This window comes from Pseudomonas sp. PSKL.D1 (genome assembly GCF_028898945.1).
Taxonomy (GTDB): domain Bacteria; phylum Pseudomonadota; class Gammaproteobacteria; order Pseudomonadales; family Pseudomonadaceae; genus Aquipseudomonas.
In genome coordinates this window covers 409,415-426,879 of record NZ_CP118607.1, presented here as the reverse complement: position 1 = coordinate 426,879, position 17,465 = coordinate 409,415, and the positions used below count along the sequence as shown (strand labels likewise).

Here is a 17,465-nt window from a genome sequence, read left to right as displayed (position 1 = left end):
TCAGCTGTAAACACGCCCCAACAGCTGGCGATGGCTCTCGAACTGATCCAGCACATCGCGCACGATCTGCTCCGGTGCAAAGCCCATCAGGTCGTATTCCTGGCTGCCATCGTGCAGGTAGACCTCGGCGCGGTAGAAACGCTGACGCACCTCCGGCTCACCCTCGACCGGCGCCTCGCTTGGCGCTGCCAGGTAACCATCCAGGCTCACTTCGTAGACGAAGGGGTTGCCCTCTTCCATCATCACCCGCAGGCCCATCATGTTGCGCGACTGCCCCACACGGGTTTCGACTTCGAAGCCCAGTGTACGCAACTGCTCGGCCGCTTCTTTCAACGCAGGCGTAACCTGTTTGTCCATGAACCGCTGCACGACTGCCTGAGTTGGCTGCAGGTCCAGTTGGCTCAGGCGTTCGCTGAAGCCGCGACGGCCACGGGCCGCCAGTTCGGCGCGCTCGCCCTCAACGGCAACGTCTTGCTTCATGGCCTTGTAGAGGCCAAACATGAACAGCACCAGCACCACCGAGAACGGCAGGCCCGCCAGCACCACCATGGTCTGCATGGCTTCGAAGTTGCCGGCAAACAGCAAGCCGATGGTGACCAGGGTAATGACCACAGACCAGAACACCACCATCCAGTGCGGGGCGTCCTCGTCTACCTTGCCGCCTTTGCAGGACAGGTTGGCCATCATCACCGCACCCGAGTCAGCCGGGGTGAGGAACAGCACGAAGCCCACGAACACTGCCACACCGATCACGATCTTGGCCGCCGGGAAGTATTCCAGCAGTTGGTAGATCGACATCGAGGGCTGTTCCAGCGCCGTCTTGCCCAGCTCCACGGCTCCTTGGTTGATCACCAGGTCCAACGCGGTGTTACCGAATATCGACAGCCAGGCCAGGGTGAAGCCCAGCGGAATCAGCAGCACGCCGCTGACCAGTTGACGCACGGTACGACCCTTGGAAATACGGGCGATGAACATGCCAACGAATGGGCCCCAGGAAATCCACCAAGCCCAGTAGAACACGGTCCACAGGCCCAGCCAGCGCTCGGACTGGCCGGCAGCGCCTTCGTACACATACAGGTCGAAAGTTTTCAGCACGATGCCATTGAGGTAGTCGCCAACGTTCTGCACGAATGCGTTGAACAAGTGCAACGTGTTGCCGGCCAGCAGTACAAAGATCAGCAGGCCGCTGAACAGCAGGATGTTCAGGTTGGACAAGCGGCGGATGCCGTTTTCCACACCCGACACGGCGGCCACGGTAGCAACGCCCGCCATCACCAGAATCACCACCAGCAAGTTGGTCTTGCTGTGGTCCATGCCGAACAGGTACTCAAGGCCAGACGCCACCTGCATCGAACCGATACCCAGGTTGGTCACCAGGCCCAGCAGGGTCACGAACATGCCGAAGATGTCCACGGCATTGCCGGCGGCACCCTTGACCCAACGCTCGCCCACCAGCGGGTACAGTGCCGAACGCAGTGCAAGCGGCTGGTTGTGGCGGTAGGCGAAGTAGCCCACGGCCAGACCGACCAGGGCATAGATCGCCCAGCCATGCAGGCCCCAGTGCAGGAAGGTCAGCTGCAGGCCCTGGCGTGCAGCCTCAAGGCTGGCGGGCGTGCCTTCCGGCGGGTTGAAGTAGTGGTCCAGTGGCTCGGACGCGCCGAAGTACAGCAGCGAAATACCGATGCCAGAAGAAAACAACATGCCGGCCCAGGCGCCGTAGCTGAAGTCCGGCTGGTCATCCTTACCACCGAGCTTGAGCTTGCCGTAGTCGGAGAAGGCCAGGTAGATAACGAACAGCAGGTAACCGCAGATCACCAGCATGTAGTACCAGCCGAAGGTGCGCGTCAGCCACTTCTGGGCCACGCCCAGCATCTGGCCAGCGGTTTCGGGTACAGCGATCAGCAAGGCAGTCAGAACAAGGATCATCAGCGCGGAGGTGTAGAACACCACGCGGTTGACCCGTACCCTCTCGGCGGGGGGTTTGGTAAGGGAGGCAGAACTCATTGCACGAATGCTCCGGGCAGTACGGCTGTGGAGGCTAATCAGTCTTTCCCGCGCAATTGGTGCAATAGCCCCACTGCTACAGGTGTTATAAAAGCACCCTGGAAACCGTGATCCCGAATCGAAACGTTGCAAAAACCAGACAGGTGGTCTGCAGGCCAGCGCGAAAACCAGGCAAGGTGCGCGCATTCGCCACAGAGCACCCCGCCCGCTCCAAGGGCCTGCCGCAGGTCAGTGACCGTTCGGCAGAATCTGTATTTCGCATCGCTCTATCCCGTCAACGCCTTGTATTCCGGGGGTTACACGATTTCCTGGGGTGTCAATTCGTGCTTTCGAAGCAGCCTGAAAAACTGTCAATGGCACAAATTGTCGCAGAGCTTATTCTTTATTGATTGAACGTTCAATCAAAACAAAATAGACTGGTCTTCGCCGAGTCAGCCGCACGTCGTCTGCTCGAAAGGCCTGAGGAGATAGCAAGATGCCCAAGGTCGGTATGCAACCCATCCGCCGCCAGCAGTTGATCGAAGCCACTTTGCAGGCGGTCGATCAGGTGGGGCTGGGGGACGCCAGCATTGCGCTTATTGCCCGTTTGGCCGGGGTGTCGAACGGCATCATCAGTCACTACTTTCGGGACAAGAACGGCCTGATAGCAGCGACGATGGGCTACATCATGAGCATGCTCAACGAAGGCGTGAGGGCGCGTCGCCAGGCATTGACCGACGACAGCCCGCGAGCCCACCTGAAAGTGATCATCGAGGGCAACTTCGATGCCAGCCAGGTGAACGGCCCGGCGATGAAAACCTGGTTGGCCTTCTGGGCTTCCAGCATGCACCAGCCCGATTTGCACAGGTTGCAGCGGATCAACGACCACCGCTTGTATTCCAACCTGTGCTGCCAGTTCCGCCGCAGCCTGCCGCTTTACCATGCGCGCAAGGCAGCCCGCGGCCTGGCGGCCCTGATCGATGGCTTGTGGCTGCGTGGAGCGTTGTCGGGTGATGCATTTGACACCGACCAGGCGATACGGATTGCTTACGAATACATGGATCTACAACTGGCTAAACAGCACACCCTGGGCACAGATGACCAGGCCGCTGAACAAACGCGCACGGCGCTTGCCAACCCGGCAGGAGCGTGACGCGCAAGCCAACCACACACTGCACTTGCGAGGACACTATGGCCCGTTTCGGAACGCAAAAACTCTACATTGATGGCGCTTACGTCGACGCTGGCAGCGATGCCACCTTCGAAGCCATCAACCCGGCTACCGGCGAAGTCCTCGCCCACGTGCAACGTGCCACCCAGGCCGACGTCGAGAAGGCTGTCGAAAGCGCCGAGCGCGGCCAAAAAGTATGGGCCGCCATGACCGCCATGCAGCGTTCGCGCATTCTGCGCCGCGCCGTCGACATCCTGCGCGAGCGCAACGATGAGCTGGCCATGCTGGAAACCCTGGACACCGGCAAGTCGTACTCCGAAACCCGCTACGTCGACATCGTCACCGGCGCCGACGTCCTGGAATACTACGCAGGCCTGGTGCCGGCCATTGAAGGCGAGCAAATTCCGCTGCGCGAATCGTCCTTCGTCTACACCCGCCGCGAGCCGCTGGGCGTCACCGTCGGTATCGGTGCCTGGAACTACCCGATCCAGATCGCACTGTGGAAATCCGCCCCGGCCCTGGCCGCTGGCAACGCCATGATCTTCAAGCCGTCGGAAGTCACCTCGCTGACCACCCTGAAACTGGCCGAAATCTACACCGAAGCCGGCCTGCCGAACGGTGTATTCAACGTACTGACTGGCAGTGGCCGTGAAGTCGGCACCTGGCTGACCGAACACCCGCGCATCGAAAAAGTGTCGTTCACCGGCGGCACCACCACCGGCAAGAAAGTCATGGCCAGCGCCTCCAGCTCGTCGCTGAAGGAAGTGACCATGGAACTGGGTGGCAAGTCGCCGCTGATCATCTGCGACGACGCCGACCTGGACAAGGCTGCCGACATCGCCATGATGGCCAACTTCTACAGCTCCGGTCAGGTCTGCACCAACGGCACCCGCGTGTTCGTGCCTGCCGCCATGAAAGCCGCCTTCGAAGCCAAGATCGCCGAGCGCGTTGCCCGCATCCGTGTTGGCAACCCGGAAGACGAAAACACCAACTTCGGCCCGCTGGTCAGCTTCCCACACATGGAAAGCGTGCTGGGCTACATCGCCAAGGGCAAAGAAGAAGGTGCCCGCGTGCTGTGCGGCGGTGAGCGCTTGACCGCTGGTGATTTCGCCAAGGGTGCCTTCGTGGCCCCGACCGTGTTCACCGACTGCTCCGACGACATGACCATCGTCAAGGAAGAAATCTTCGGCCCGGTGATGAGCATCCTCACCTACGAAACCGAAGAAGAAGTCATCCGCCGTGCCAACGACACCGAGTACGGCCTGGCCGCCGGTGTGTGCACCAACGACATCACCCGCGCCCACCGCATCATCCACAAGCTCGAAGCCGGTATCTGCTGGATCAATGCCTGGGGCGAATCGCCAGCCGAGATGCCGGTCGGCGGCTACAAGCAGTCGGGCGTCGGCCGTGAAAACGGCGTCAGCTCGCTGGCTCAATACACTCGCATCAAGTCGGTCCAGGTCGAGCTGGGCGGCTACAACTCGGTTTTCTAAACCCGGTCTAGCCACGCCCGTGCCTCAGCGCACGGGCGTTCCTGCTCCCTGATCACCGCCAACACGAGGGTACTTACCATGTCCCAAGAATACGATTACATCATCGTCGGCGCCGGCTCGGCCGGTAACACCCTGGCCACCCGCCTGACCGAAGACGCCAGCGTCTCCGTGCTGCTGCTGGAAGCCGGCGGCCCCGACTACCGCTTCGACTTCCGCACCCAGATGCCAGCCGCCCTGGCCTTCCCGCTGCAGGGCCGCCGCTACAACTGGGCCTACGAGACCGACCCGGAGCCGCACATGGACGGCCGCCGCATGGAGTGTGGTCGCGGCAAGGGCCTGGGTGGTTCGTCGCTGATCAACGGCATGTGCTACATCCGCGGTAACGCCATGGACTTCGACGGCTGGGCAGAACTGCCAGGCCTGGAAGACTGGACCTACCTGGACTGCCTGCCGTACTTCCGTAAAGCCGAAACCCGTGACATCGGCCCTAACGACTACCACGGCGGCGAAGGCCCGGTCAGCGTTGCCACGCCAAAGGCCGGCAACAACCCGCTGTTCCACGCCATGGTCGAGGCTGGTGTACAAGCCGGCTACCCGCGCACCGAAGACCTGAACGGCTACCAACAGGAAGGCTTCGGCCCGATGGACCGCTCGGTCACCAAGAACGGCCGCCGCTCCAGCACCGCTCGCGGCTACCTGGACCAGGCCAAGAAGCGCCCGAACCTGACCATCGTCACCCACGCCCTGAGCGACCGCGTACTGTTCGACGGCAAGCGCGCCATCGGCGTGACTTACCTGGTCGGCGACAGCGAAGAGCGCGTGGAAGCCCGCGCCCGCAAGGAAGTCATCGTTTCTTCCGGCGCCATCGCTTCGCCGCAACTGCTGCAGCGCTCCGGTGTTGGCCCGCGTGCCCTGCTGGAAAGCCTCGACATCCCGGTTGTGCACGATCTGCCGGGCGTCGGTGAAAACCTGCAGGACCACCTGGAACTGTACCTGCAGTACGCCTGCACCCAGCCGGTGTCGCTGTACCCGTCGCTGCTGTGGTGGAACCAGCCGGCCATCGGTGCCGAGTGGATGTTCAACGGCACCGGTATCGGCGCCAGCAACCAGTTCGAGGCAGGCGGCTTCATCCGTACCCGCCCTGAATTCGAGTGGCCGAACATTCAGTACCACTTCCTGCCGGTTGCCATTAACTACAACGGCTCCAACGGCGTGAAGGAGCACGGCTTCCAGGCGCACATGGGTTCCATGCGTTCGCCTAGCCGTGGCCGCATTCACGTGAAGTCCAAGGACCCGCGCAAGCACCCAAGCATCCTGTTCAACTACATGGCCACCGAGCAGGACTGGCAGGAATTCCGTGATGGCATCCGCCTGACCCGCGAGATCATGGCCCAGCCGGCGCTGGACCCGTACCGCGGCCGCGAAATCAGCCCGGGCGCCCACGTGCAAACCGATGAAGAGCTGGACAAGTTCATCCGCGAGCACGCCGAAACCGCCTTCCACCCGTCCTGCTCGTGCAAGATGGGTACCGACGACATGGCGGTGGTCGACGGCGAAGGCCGTGTGCACGGCATGAAAGGCCTGCGCGTGGTCGATGCGTCAATCATGCCGATCATCATCACCGGCAACCTGAACGCCACCACGATCATGATCGCCGAGAAAATCTCGGACAAGATCCGTGGCCGCAAGCCGCTGGCGCGCAGCACTGCCAAGTACTACGTGGCCAATGGCGCACCGGTGAAGGGCAAGGCGATGCGTGAGGTGAAGCAGGCTTGATCCTGCTCCGCCCTCTTCGCGGCTAAAGCCGCTCCTACAGGTACTGCATCGTTCTCGGGCGTTGCGAACCCCTGTAGGAGCGGATTTATCCGCAAGAGGCCCTCCCAGGCAACACAAGAAAAGGCACCCACCCCGGTGCCTTTTCTACATCTGCAGAAACGCTTTACAGCCTGCCAATTCATCAGGTTAGAATCATTTGGCACGCGACCTGCTAGTTCACGCTCGCAAGTCCCCTCCCCCCGCGATGTCCCGGAGTAATGCCTTTGGATGCCAGCACCATCAACAGCCTGTTCTTGATCGGCGCATTGCTGGTGGGTGCAAGTATCCTGGTCAGCTCACTGTCGTCGCGCCTGGGCATCCCTATTCTGGTCATCATCCTCGCCGTCGGCATGGCCGCGGGCGTGGACGGTGGCGGCATCATCTTCAACAACTACCCAACCGCCTACCTCGTGGGCAACCTGGCGCTGGCGGTCATCCTGCTCGACGGTGGCCTGCGTACGCGGGTAGCGAGCTTTCGCGTGGCTTTGTGGCCGGCCTTGTCGCTGGCCACCGTCGGGGTACTGATCACAACCGGCCTGACCGGCATGATCGCGGCCTGGCTGTTCGACCTGAGCCTGATCCAGGGTTTGCTGATCGGTGCCATCGTCGGCTCTACCGACGCTGCGGCAGTGTTCTCGCTGCTGGGCGGCAAGGGCTTGAACGAACGGGTCACGGCCACGCTGGAGATCGAGTCGGGCAGCAACGACCCGATGGCCGTGTTCCTCACCGTCACCCTGATCGAGATGATCGCCAGCGGCCAGACGGGCCTGCACTGGAGCCTGCTGGGCCACCTGGTGCGCGAATTCGGCATTGGCAGCGTGGTAGGCCTGGCCGGTGGCTGGCTGATGCTGCAGATGGTCAACCGCATCAACCTGGCGGGTGGCTTGTACCCCATTCTGGTGGTAGCCGGCGGCCTGGCCATTTTTTCGCTGACCAACACCCTGCACGGCAGCGGCTTCCTGGCCGTGTACCTGTGTGGCCTGGTGCTGGGTAACAAGCCGATTCGCAGCCGCCATGGCATCCTGCACATGCTCGACGGCATGGCCTGGCTGGCGCAAATCGGCATGTTCCTGGTGCTGGGCCTGCTGGTCACGCCTCACGACCTGCTGCCCATCGCCCTCCCGGCCCTGGGCCTGGCGCTGTGGATGATCCTCGTGGCACGCCCGCTGTCGGTCGTCGCCAGCCTGCTGCCGTTCAAGGCCTTCCATGGCCGTGAAAAGGGCTTTATCGCCTGGGTTGGCTTGCGCGGCGCGGTGCCAATCATTCTGGCGGTGTTCCCGCTCATGGCCGGCCTGCCGCAGGCTCAGCTGTTCTTCAACCTGGCCTTCTTCATCGTGCTGGTGTCGCTGTTGGTGCAAGGCACCAGCCTGCCGTGGATGGCCAAGCTGCTGAAAGTGACCGTACCACCAGACCCGGCGCCCATTTCCCGCTCCGCGCTGGAGGTGCACATCACCAGTGAGTGGGAGCTGTTCGTGTACCGCCTGGGCGCTGAAAAGTGGTGCATCGGCGCCGCCCTGCGCGAGCTGAAAATGCCCGAGGGCACCCGTATCGCGGCCCTGTTCCGCAACGAGCAACTGCTGCACCCCTCTGGCAGCACGGTATTGGAAGTAGGCGACATGCTCTGCGTGATCGGCCACGAACATAACCTGCCCGCACTGGGCAAGCTGTTCAGCCAGGCACCGCAGCGCGGGCTGGACCTGCGCTTCTTCGGCGATTTCGTGCTCGAAGGCGATGCCGAATTGGGCGCCGTGGCGGCACTTTATGGCCTGAAACTGGACGGCCTGGACGCAAAAATGCCGCTGGCGCAGTTCATCCGACAGAAGGTCGGAGGCGCTCCAGTAGTAGGCGACCAGGTCGAATGGCACGGCACAATCTGGACCGTGGCGACCATGGACGGGAACAATGTGCAAAAGGTCGGCGTCAGATTCCCCGAAGGAACGCGACCCGGACCAGGATTGTTCCTCTAAACTTCGTTTCTGCCTGATCCACAAGTAGTCTGCCTATGTCCCTGCGCGTGTACCTTCGCGCAGCCCTGCTCGGGCTGTGCCTGTCCCTGTCGTTTGCCGCCACCGCGGCGGAAACCCCGACCACCGCCAGCATCCAGAACAGCCTCGACAAGATCGCCGAGCGCAAGCTGCCGGAAGCCGAACAAAAAGCCCTGCAGCAGGTGCTTGAACAAACCCTGAGCCTGCTCGCCAGCAAGGAAGACAGCGAAAGCAAGCTGGCCGCGCTCAAGCAGCAGCTGGCCAGCGCGCCAAAAGAAACCAGCGACAGCCAGAAAGAGCTGACCAAACTCAAGGACAGCAAAACGCAGCCTGTGGCCCAACGCTACGCCAGCCTCAATGTGCCGCAGCTGGAGCAGATGCTCAGCGAGCGCAGCACCCAGCAGGGCGAGCTGCAAAAGGCGCTGTCCGAAGCCAACAGCCTGATCATCAACTCCCAGACCCGCCCGGAGCGCGCCCAGGCCGAGATCAGCAACAACCAGACCCGCACCCAGCAGATCAACAACATCCTCAAAAGTGGCAAAGACGGCGGCAAGTCGATCAACGCCGACCAGCGCAACCAGCTCACCGCCGAACTGGCCTCGCTCAACGCCCTGACTCAGTTGCGCCGCCAGGAACTGGCTGGCAACGGCCTGCTGCAGGACCTGGGCAACGCTCGGCATGACTTGCTGATCGAGCGCACCGCACGCCTGGAGCAGGAAATTCAGGACCTGCAAACGCTGATCAACGAAAAGCGCCTGGCCCAGTCACAGCAAACCGTCACCCAACAGTCGATCGAAGCCCAAAAAGCCGGCGGCAGCAGCCTGCTGGCGAGCGAGAGCGCGGCCAACCTCAAACTGTCCGATTACCTGCTCAAGAGCACCGACCGTCTCAACGAACTGACCCAGCAGAACCTGCGCACCAAGCAGCAACTCGACACCCTGACCCAGGCCGACCAGGCGCTGGACGAACAAATCAGCGTGCTCAAGGGCAGCCTGCTGCTGTCAAAGATCCTCTACAAGCAGAAACAGGCCCTGCCGCATCTGAAGGTGGACCGCGATTTGGCCGACCAGATCGCCGACATCCGCCTGTACCAGTTCGAGGTCAACCAGCAGCGCGAGCAAATGAGCAGCCCGGTGACCTACGTCGACAAGCTGCTGGCCAATCAACCCGCTCAAGACGTGACCCCACAGCTGCGCAAGGCCCTGCTGGAAGTAGCGATCACCCGCAGCGACCTGCTCGAACGCCTGAATCGCGAACTGTCTGCACTGCTCAACGAATCGATCACCCTGCAGCTCAACCAGAAGCAACTGCTTGGCACCGCCCAGGGCCTGCGCAACACCCTCGACGAGCAGATGTTCTGGATCCCCAGCAACAAGCCGCTGGACTGGGACTGGCTGAGCTACGTGCCGCAGCGCTTCGCAGACCAAGTTGCCAGCTTGCCGTGGGGCTCTGGCATCAAGGAGCTGGCGGACGGCCTGAGCCAACGCCCGCTGCTGTTCCTGCCGCTGCTGTTGGTGATCGGCGCTTTGCTGTGGCGGCGCAAATACCTGTACGAACGGTTGAGCAAAGTGCACCAGGACATCGGCCATTTCCGCCGTGACAGCCAGTGGCACACGCCCCAGGCAATCCTGATCAACATCCTGCTGGCCATGCCAGTGAGCCTGGGCCTGGCGCTGTGCAGCTACGCCCTGCAAATCGACGCCCGTGGCCAAAACGCCAACCTCGGCGCCGCGCTCTGGCAACTGGCCCAGGCATGGCTGGTGTTCTACACCGCCTACCGCATCCTCGCCCCCGGTGGTGTGGCAGAAATCCACTTCCGCTGGCACAAGCCGCAGGTTGAGTTCCTGCGTGGTTGGGTGCGACGCCTGGGCACCGTGGTACTGGCGCTGGTTGGTGTTGTAGCGGTGGCAGAGCATCAGCCTTCGGCATTGGCCGATGATGTGCTGGGCATTGGTGTGGTGCTGACCTGTTACGCACTCATGGCCTGGCTGCTCAGCCGCTTGCTGCTGAGCAGCCCGGCGCACCGCGACACTTCACTGTTCCGCAAAGCCGTGGGTGTGGCATTCACCGCCCTGCCCATCGCCCTGTTCGTGGCGGTGTGCTTCGGCTACTACTACACCGCATTGAAGCTGACTGACCGGCTGATCTACACCCTGTACCTGCTGCTGTTCTGGCTCGTGATCGAAGCGGCATTTGTGCGCGGCCTGTCGGTGGCAGCGCGGCGCCTGGCCTATCAACGCGCACTCAGCAAGCGTGCAGCCGCCAAGGAAGGGCTGGATGGTGAAGTGATCACCGAAGAGCCCACACTGGACATCGAACAGGTCAACCAGCAGTCGCTGCGCCTGATCCGCCTGGCCCTGCTCGGCGGCTTCATCGCCGGCCTCTACTGGGTCTGGGCCGACCTCATCTCGGTGTTCGCCTACCTGAACAACTTCACCCTGTACGAATACACCAGCGGTACCGGCGCCGCGGCGAGCATGGTGCCGATCAGCCTGGGCGACTTGCTGGGGGCACTGGTCATCGTTGGCATCACCTTCGCCCTGGCTGGCAACTTGCCCGGTTTGCTTGAAGTGCTGGTGCTGTCACGCCTCAACCTGGCCCAGGGCAGTGCCTACGCCACCACCACGTTGCTGTCTTACACCATTGTTGGCGTCGGCATCGTCAGCACCCTGTCGACCCTTGGCGTGAGCTGGGACAAGCTGCAGTGGCTGGTTGCCGCGCTGTCGGTGGGCCTGGGCTTTGGCATGCAGGAGATATTCGCCAACTTCATCTCCGGCATCATGATCCTGTTCGAACGCCCGGTACGCATCGGTGACACCATCACCATCGGCAACCTGTCCGGCACGGTCAGCAAAATCCGCATCCGCGCCACCACCATCACCGACTTCGACCGCAAGGACATCATCGTCCCCAACAAGACGTTCATCACCGGCCAGCTGATCAACTGGTCGCTGACCGACACGGTTACCCGGGTAACGCTGAAGCTGGGCATCGACTACGGCTCCGACCTGGACCTGGTGCGCGATATCCTGCTCAAGGGCGCCCACGAAAACCCACGGGTGCTCAAAGACCCGGAGCCACTGGTGTACTTCCTCAACTTCGGCGAAAGCTCGCTGGACCATGAACTGCGCATGCACGTGCGCGACCTGGGCGACCGCAACCCGACGCTGGACGAGATCAACCGCTACATCAACCGCGAGTTCAAGGCGCACAACATCAAGATTTCGGTACGCCAGGTCGAGGTGTTCCTGATGGATCTGAACGGCGGCAAACAGCAGCTGATTCCAGTGGAGCAACCAAAACCCGAGTAGAATCCAGGCCAGAGCCGCACACCGCCCCCCTGTAGGAGCGGCTTCAGCCGCGATGGGCCGCAAAGCGGCCCCAATGCCCCCTCAGGAGCAACTAGTGAAACACCTCGACCAACTCCGCTTCGACAACCGCTTCGCCCGCCTGGGCGACGCGTTCTCCACCCAGGTCCTGCCCGAGCCCATCGCCGAGCCACGCCTGGTGGTAGCAAGCGAGTCGGCCATGGCGTTACTCGACCTCGACCCCGCCCAGGCTGAGCTGCCCGTGTTCGCCGAGCTGTTCAGCGGCCATAAACTCTGGGAAGAAGCCGACCCACGGGCGATGGTCTACTCAGGCCACCAGTTCGGCTCGTATAACCCACGCCTGGGCGATGGCCGTGGCTTGCTGCTGGCCGAAGTGCTCAACGATGCCGGCGAGCATTGGGACTTGCACCTCAAAGGCGCCGGCCAGACGCCCTACTCGCGCATGGGCGACGGCCGTGCCGTTTTGCGCTCGTCCATTCGTGAGTTCCTGGCCTCCGAAGCCCTGCACGCCCTGGGCATCCCCACCAGCCGGGCGTTGTGCGTGGTCGGCTCGAGCACCCCGGTGTGGCGTGAGACGCGCGAAAGTGCCGCCATGCTCACGCGCCTTGCGCAGAGCCATGTGCGTTTCGGCCATTTCGAGTATTTCTATTACACCAAGCAGCCTGAACAGCAGCGCGTGCTGATCGACCACGTGCTGGAACAGCATTACCCCGAGTGCCGTGATGCCGAACAGCCCTACCTGGCCATGTTCCGCACCATCGTCGAGCGCAACGCCGAGCTGATCGCCCGCTGGCAGGCCTATGGCTTCTGCCATGGGGTAATGAACACCGACAACATGTCGATCCTCGGCATCACCTTCGACTTTGGCCCCTACGCCTTCCTCGACGACTTCGACGCCAACTTCATCTGCAACCACTCCGATGACCGGGGCCGCTACAGCTATGCCAATCAGGTACCTATTGCACACTGGAACCTCAGCGCACTGGCGCAGGCGCTGACCACGGTGATCGAAGTGGAGCCGCTGAAAGAAGCCCTTGGCCTGTTCCTGCCGCTCTATCAGGCCCACTATCTGGACCTGATGCGCCGCCGCCTGGGCCTTACCACCGCCGAAGACGACGATATGGCGCTGGTTGAACAGCTGTTGCAGCGCATGCAGAGCGGGGGTGTGGATTACACCCTGTTCTTCCGCAGGCTTGGCGAACAGCCTGTGACCGAGGCGTTGAAGGTGGTGCGCGACGACTTTATCGACTTGGCAGGTTTTGATGCCTGGGGTGCGGATTACCTTGCACGCTGCGAGCGGGAGGCGGGTAATGCCGAGGGCCGTCTTGAGCGGATGCATGCGGTGAACCCGCTGTATGTGTTGCGCAACTACCTGGCGCAGAAGGCCATCGAAGCGGCTGAGGCCGGGGATTACAGTGAAGTGCGGCGGTTGCATCAGATACTCTGCAACCCGTTTGAGGAACAGGACGGAATGCAGGCCTATGCCGAGCGGCCACCAGAATGGGGTAAGCATCTGGAAATCAGCTGCTCTTCATAATATCCCGGGGCCGCTTTGCGGCCCTTTCGCGACACAAGGCCGCTCCCACAGAGGGTCTCGTTCGCCTGTAGGAGCGGCCTCGCCGGAGCGCCGGACCGGTCGGAAAGGGCTGCGCAGCAGCCCCAACATTCTCAAGGAACCAACATGCCCGAAGCCCTGCTAATCCCCTGCCCCCACTGCAACGGCCTCAACCGCCTACCCGCCGACCGTCTGGGCGATGCTCCCAAGTGCGGCCGTTGCAAGCAGGACGTACTGCTCAGCAACCCCTTCAACCTCAGCGAAAGCAGCTACGCCAGCCAGATCAAAGGCGACCTGCCGTTGCTGGTGGACGTCTGGGCCGACTGGTGCGGCCCGTGCAAATCCTTCGCCCCCACCTTCGAACAGGCCGCCCGCCAACTGGCCGGCCGCTGCCGCCTGGCCAAACTCGACAGCGAAGCCAACCGCAACCTGGCCGGGCAACTGGGCATCCGCTCGATCCCCAGCCTGATCCTGTTCAAGAACGGTCGGGAAATCAGCCGTCAGGCTGGGGCGTTTCCGTTGCAGTCATTGATTGAATGGTTGCGTTCGCAAGGGGTTTAAACCTCAAGCTCCTGCCAGGAGCGATTCGTAAGGGATACGAAGGCCATCATGCAAACGCTTGATCATGGAAAGGCTTAATCCACGCTTTCCGTTCAGGACTTCAGAAACCCTCCCACTCGGACCTATGAATGGTTCAAGGTCCCGTGGCGTCAAACCCTGTTGATCCATGCAAAACTTGATGGCGTCGATAGGGTTCGCAGGATGGATCGGGTAATGCTTGCTTTCATACACCTCAATGAGTGTTACAAGCACCTCCATCTCATCAGCCTCGGGTGTCCCCGCCGGAGCCTGAAAAATGGCTTCGAGTCTCTGAAAAGCTTCACGAAGGTCGTCATCGTTGCGGATCGGCTTAATATTCACAGATTGTCTCCACGTCAATCTCGTCATAGCGCTTGTGCGTACCGACGAATTTCACCCAGGCAATACCAGCTCGATACTGCATCTCCACCACAAGCCGATACTTATTGCCTCCGATGTTAAAGACCACGCGGTTGTTGCCACATATGCTGGCGCTACCAATCTGATCCTTCAAATCCTGTGGCGATCGCCAGTTGGCCTTAATGGCCATATCGTGCCAGCTTTCCAGTGCTGCTTTTGCATCCTCATGCCCGGGTAACCTCCAAAACTTTACCAACGTGCTTTTGGCAATCACGCGCATCCAAGCAAATCTCCCGTTTTGGGAGATTGTGCTTGTAGATCAATTTAGCCGCAAGGACAAAAGTGTAACGATCACTCGCTCTGTTCAAGCAGATCATGCAGCTCAACAAACTGCTGCGTTAGCTTGTGCCGAGGCTCCAGGTGAATCAGCGGCAAGCTGGCATGGTGCGATTCGCGCATCTTCACCGAACTGCCCAGATAGACCGGTAGCACCGGCAACCCCTCAGCCAACAACTCATCAAGCATCTGTTGGGGCAGGCTGGCGCGGGACTGGAACTGGTTGACCACAATGCCTTCAACCACCAGGTCTTCGTTGTGGTCGTCCTTGAGTTCTTCAATTTCGGCCAGCAGGCCATACAGGGCCTGGCGCGAGAAACTGTCGCAGTCGAACGGAATCAGTACGCGATCGGCTGCAATCAGCGCAGATACTGCATAAAAGTTGAGCGCAGGCGGCGTATCGATGTAGATGCGCTCGTAATCCTCGTCCAGGTCGTCGAGCAACTTACGCAGCTTGTTGATCTTGTGCTTGGCCTCAAGCTTGGGCTGCAAGTCGGCCAGTTCGGGCGTGGCGGTAACCACGTGCAGGTTGTCGAACGGCGTTTCGTAGATATCGACCTTGTTCTTCTTGCTGAATGGCCCGCTGGACAGGCTTTGCTTGAAGAAGTCAGCGATGCCCATGGGGATGTCTTCGCCGGTCAGCCCCGTCAGGTACTGGGTCGAGTTGGCCTGGGCGTCCAGGTCAATCAGCAGCGTCCGATAGCCCTCGCTGGCGCTTACCGCCGCCAGGTTGCACGCAATGCTCGACTTGCCCACACCACCTTTCTGATTGAATACCACGCGCCGCATGAGAGACCTCCGTGTATCAACGAATGCCCGAGTATGTGGCGATGCGCTGGCAATGACCAGCTTCATGTCGATAGTTCAGGGCAAATGGCGACCGATAGCTGCACCACACCGCTTATCGGAAAAATCTCACCCGTTATGCCCGCATTGGCGCATTCACGGTTAGCCACTGTCTGATGGCAATCATGTAACCTCGATTTGCTACACACCGCCGGCACCGGGATAATTGCGCGCCTCTCGGCAATTGCACCAACCCGGTTCCGAGTTGCTCCCTGCGCAAACGCACCCCACAGGGCGGGAAGTCAGAAGACATCGTGATCACCTTCGATATCAGCCAATGGCGCGCATGGGCACCGGGCCTGCAGACGCCTGCCGAATGGCAGGCCTGGGCGCAGGGTGGCCTGAGCCCGCAGAGCGAGGCACCGGCACCTGATGTGTCGTTTCTGCCCGCCCTGCAGCGCCGTCGCCTCAGCTACCTGGCACGCATGGCGTTCGCCGTGGGCTGGCCGCTGGCCGAGGGCCAAGGGGCGTTGCCGCTGGTGTTCGTCTCGCGGCATGGCGAAACCCCGCGCACCTACACGTTGCTTTGCGAACTGGCCGAAGGGCAACCGCTGTCACCCACCCAGTTCAGCCTGTCGGTGCACAATGCCGTCATTGGCCTGTGGTCGATCCTGCGTGGTGAAACCAGCGAAATGACGGCTCTGTCCGCTGCCGGCGACGGTTTTGAACAGGGGGTGCTGGAAGCGGTCGGGCTGCTGGCCGAGGGGGCGCCGGCCGTACTGTTGATCATCACCGAAGAGCTGCCGGCGCAAGCCTACCGGCCCTGGATCGACGATGTACCGTTTTCCTATGCCATGGGCCTTTTGCTGACGCCGGGGCAGCAATGGCAGTTGCAGCCAGAACTGGCTGAAAACCTAGAGGTAACCGAACTGCCGCACGCGCTGAGCTGGCTGCAAGCACTGCTCAGCAATCGGCATTCCTTCAACCACTCGTGGAAGCGCCGCACATGGAACTGGCAACGACAGCCGTGAACCGGCGCCGCGATGCCTATTACTGGCGCCTGCTGGCAACCGCCGCGAGCTTCTTCATCTTCGGTTTGGGTTGCCTGTGCCTGCGATTGCTCGTGTTCCCCGTACTCGCCTGCCTGCCCGGTGGTGCCATGCGCCACCGCCAGCGGGCCCGCCACCTGATCAGTTGGCTGTTCTGGCGCTTTGTGCGGCTGATGCGCCGTGCGGGTGTGCTGACTTACCAGATTGAAGGTGCCGAGCGCCTGGGCCGCCCGGGCCAGCTGATCATCGCCAACCACCCCTCGCTGATCGACGTGGTATTCCTGATCGGCCTGATACGTCAGGCCAACTGTGTGGTGAAGCAGAGCCTGTTCGACAACCCGTTTACCCGCGGCCCCATCGGTGAAGCTCAATACATCGGCAACGACGGCAGCATGGACATGCTCGACACCGCCGTTGCTTCACTGCTTGAGGGCCAGCCGCTGATCATCTTCCCGGAAGGCACCCGCACTCCGCCCGGCCAGACGCCGGCCTTTCATCGTGGTGCCGCCGCTATCGCCCTGCGCGGTGCGAAAATCATTACACCGGTGACCATCAAGGTAACCCCAACCACACTGACCAAAAACGAGCCGTGGTATCGCATCCCCCACCGCCGGGTGCACTTCAGCCTCAGCATCGGCGCCGATATCGACCCACAGGCTTTTGCCGCCATGGGGCCTGCCCCCGTGGCGTCGCGCAAACTCAACGATTACCTGCATCAGTACTACATCAAGGAGCTCGCCACCGATGAGCGTGCCACTACAAGACCTTAACCGTGACCTCAAGCAACTGATCATCGATGCCCTCGGCCTGGAGGACATCAGCGTGCAGGACATCGACGATCAGCAACCGCTGTTCGGCGAAGGCCTGGGCCTGGATTCGGTGGATGCACTGGAGCTTGGCCTGGCAATCCAGAAGCGTTACGGCTTCAAGATCGACGCCGATGCCAAGGACACCCGTAACCATTTCAGCAACGTGGCCACCCTGGCCGCCTTCGTCACTGCCCGTCAGGCCGCCTGAGACCGCA

The 17,465-nt window shown here is 61.6% G+C and carries 14 protein-coding genes; 10 read left to right on the top strand and 4 right to left on the bottom strand.

Features of this window, described 5'->3' with window-relative positions; all coding sequences use genetic code 11:
* A complete protein-coding gene (locus PVV54_RS01790; protein WP_274908322.1) occupies positions 1 to 2,004 on the bottom strand; it encodes a BCCT family transporter in 2,004 nt (667 codons plus the stop codon).
* Between the two features lie 475 nt (positions 2,005 to 2,479).
* Between PVV54_RS01790 and betI the strand changes: the two genes are divergently transcribed.
* From betI to trxC, 7 genes are all read left to right on the top strand, one after another.
* Positions 2,480 to 3,136, top strand: a complete 657-nt coding sequence (gene betI, locus PVV54_RS01785) for a transcriptional regulator BetI (RefSeq protein WP_274908321.1) — start codon at positions 2,480 to 2,482, stop codon at positions 3,134 to 3,136.
* 38 nt (positions 3,137 to 3,174) lie between these two features.
* Positions 3,175 to 4,647, top strand: a complete 1,473-nt coding sequence (gene betB / locus PVV54_RS01780; protein ID WP_274908320.1) for a betaine-aldehyde dehydrogenase — start codon at positions 3,175 to 3,177, stop codon at positions 4,645 to 4,647.
* A gap of 78 nt (positions 4,648 to 4,725) precedes the next feature.
* Entirely contained in the window at positions 4,726 to 6,423 is a 1,698-nt protein-coding gene (gene betA / locus PVV54_RS01775; protein WP_274908319.1) for a choline dehydrogenase, read from the top strand.
* Positions 6,424 to 6,686: 263 nt separating this feature from the next.
* Complete coding sequence (locus PVV54_RS01770) at positions 6,687 to 8,429, top strand: potassium/proton antiporter (RefSeq protein ID WP_274908318.1); 1,743 nt, start codon at positions 6,687 to 6,689, stop codon at positions 8,427 to 8,429.
* Positions 8,430 to 8,464: 35 nt separating this feature from the next.
* Positions 8,465 to 11,758 (top strand): mechanosensitive channel MscK, encoded by a 3,294-nt coding sequence (gene mscK / locus PVV54_RS01765; RefSeq protein WP_274908317.1) that lies wholly within the window; start codon positions 8,465 to 8,467, stop codon positions 11,756 to 11,758.
* 94 nt (positions 11,759 to 11,852) lie between these two features.
* The gene (gene selO, locus PVV54_RS01760) at positions 11,853 to 13,313 is read left to right on the top strand and encodes a protein adenylyltransferase SelO (RefSeq protein ID WP_274908316.1); all 1,461 of its coding nucleotides are present in this window, start codon (positions 11,853 to 11,855) and stop codon (positions 13,311 to 13,313) included.
* Between the two features lie 144 nt (positions 13,314 to 13,457).
* On the top strand, positions 13,458 to 13,892 hold the full coding sequence (trxC, locus tag PVV54_RS01755; protein ID WP_274908315.1) for a thioredoxin TrxC: 435 nt from the start codon (positions 13,458 to 13,460) through the stop codon (positions 13,890 to 13,892).
* A gap of 3 nt (positions 13,893 to 13,895) precedes the next feature.
* Here the strand turns inward: trxC and PVV54_RS01750 are convergent, their stop codons facing one another.
* The 3 genes from PVV54_RS01750 to PVV54_RS01740 form a co-directional block, all read right to left on the bottom strand.
* Positions 13,896 to 14,252 carry a helix-turn-helix domain-containing protein gene (locus PVV54_RS01750; protein WP_274908314.1) on the bottom strand — a complete coding sequence of 119 codons (357 nt, stop codon included), beginning with the start codon at positions 14,250 to 14,252 and terminating at the stop codon, positions 13,896 to 13,898.
* Positions 14,242 to 14,550: a type II toxin-antitoxin system HigB family toxin gene (locus PVV54_RS01745; protein ID WP_274908313.1), complete on the bottom strand. Its 309-nt coding sequence runs from the start codon at positions 14,548 to 14,550 to the stop codon at positions 14,242 to 14,244. The genes PVV54_RS01750 and PVV54_RS01745 overlap by 11 nt, the downstream gene beginning before the upstream one ends.
* A gap of 71 nt (positions 14,551 to 14,621) precedes the next feature.
* Positions 14,622 to 15,395 (bottom strand): ParA family protein, encoded by a 774-nt coding sequence (locus PVV54_RS01740; RefSeq protein WP_274908312.1) that lies wholly within the window; start codon positions 15,393 to 15,395, stop codon positions 14,622 to 14,624.
* Between the two features lie 311 nt (positions 15,396 to 15,706).
* Here PVV54_RS01740 and PVV54_RS01735 point away from each other — a divergent pair, with 311 nt between their 5' ends.
* The 3 genes from PVV54_RS01735 to PVV54_RS01725 are packed head-to-tail and all read left to right on the top strand — an operon-like array spanning position 15,707 to position 17,458.
* The gene (locus PVV54_RS01735) at positions 15,707 to 16,423 is read left to right on the top strand and encodes a beta-ketoacyl synthase chain length factor (RefSeq protein WP_274908311.1); all 717 of its coding nucleotides are present in this window, start codon (positions 15,707 to 15,709) and stop codon (positions 16,421 to 16,423) included.
* On the top strand, positions 16,399 to 17,211 hold the full coding sequence (locus PVV54_RS01730; RefSeq protein ID WP_274908310.1) for a lysophospholipid acyltransferase family protein: 813 nt from the start codon (positions 16,399 to 16,401) through the stop codon (positions 17,209 to 17,211). The genes PVV54_RS01735 and PVV54_RS01730 overlap by 25 nt, the downstream gene beginning before the upstream one ends.
* A complete protein-coding gene (locus PVV54_RS01725; RefSeq protein WP_274908309.1) occupies positions 17,186 to 17,458 on the top strand; it encodes a phosphopantetheine-binding protein in 273 nt (90 codons plus the stop codon). Before PVV54_RS01730 ends, PVV54_RS01725 begins: the two co-directional genes overlap by 26 nt.
* Positions 17,459 to 17,465: the final 7 nt, after the last annotated feature.

Coding starts and splice junctions, on each gene's coding strand:
- PVV54_RS01790 (WP_274908322.1), bottom strand. CDS start 2,004: ATGAGTTCTGCCTCCCTTACCAAACCCCCCGCCGAGAGGGTACGGGTC.
- betI (WP_274908321.1), top strand. CDS start 2,480: ATGCCCAAGGTCGGTATGCAACCCATCCGCCGCCAGCAGTTGATCGAA.
- betB (WP_274908320.1), top strand. CDS start 3,175: ATGGCCCGTTTCGGAACGCAAAAACTCTACATTGATGGCGCTTACGTC.
- betA (WP_274908319.1), top strand. CDS start 4,726: ATGTCCCAAGAATACGATTACATCATCGTCGGCGCCGGCTCGGCCGGT.
- mscK (WP_274908317.1), top strand. CDS start 8,465: ATGTCCCTGCGCGTGTACCTTCGCGCAGCCCTGCTCGGGCTGTGCCTG.
- trxC (WP_274908315.1), top strand. CDS start 13,458: ATGCCCGAAGCCCTGCTAATCCCCTGCCCCCACTGCAACGGCCTCAAC.
- PVV54_RS01745 (WP_274908313.1), bottom strand. CDS start 14,550: ATGCGCGTGATTGCCAAAAGCACGTTGGTAAAGTTTTGGAGGTTACCC.
- PVV54_RS01740 (WP_274908312.1), bottom strand. CDS start 15,395: ATGCGGCGCGTGGTATTCAATCAGAAAGGTGGTGTGGGCAAGTCGAGC.
- PVV54_RS01730 (WP_274908310.1), top strand. CDS start 16,399: ATGGAACTGGCAACGACAGCCGTGAACCGGCGCCGCGATGCCTATTAC.
- PVV54_RS01725 (WP_274908309.1), top strand. CDS start 17,186: ATGAGCGTGCCACTACAAGACCTTAACCGTGACCTCAAGCAACTGATC.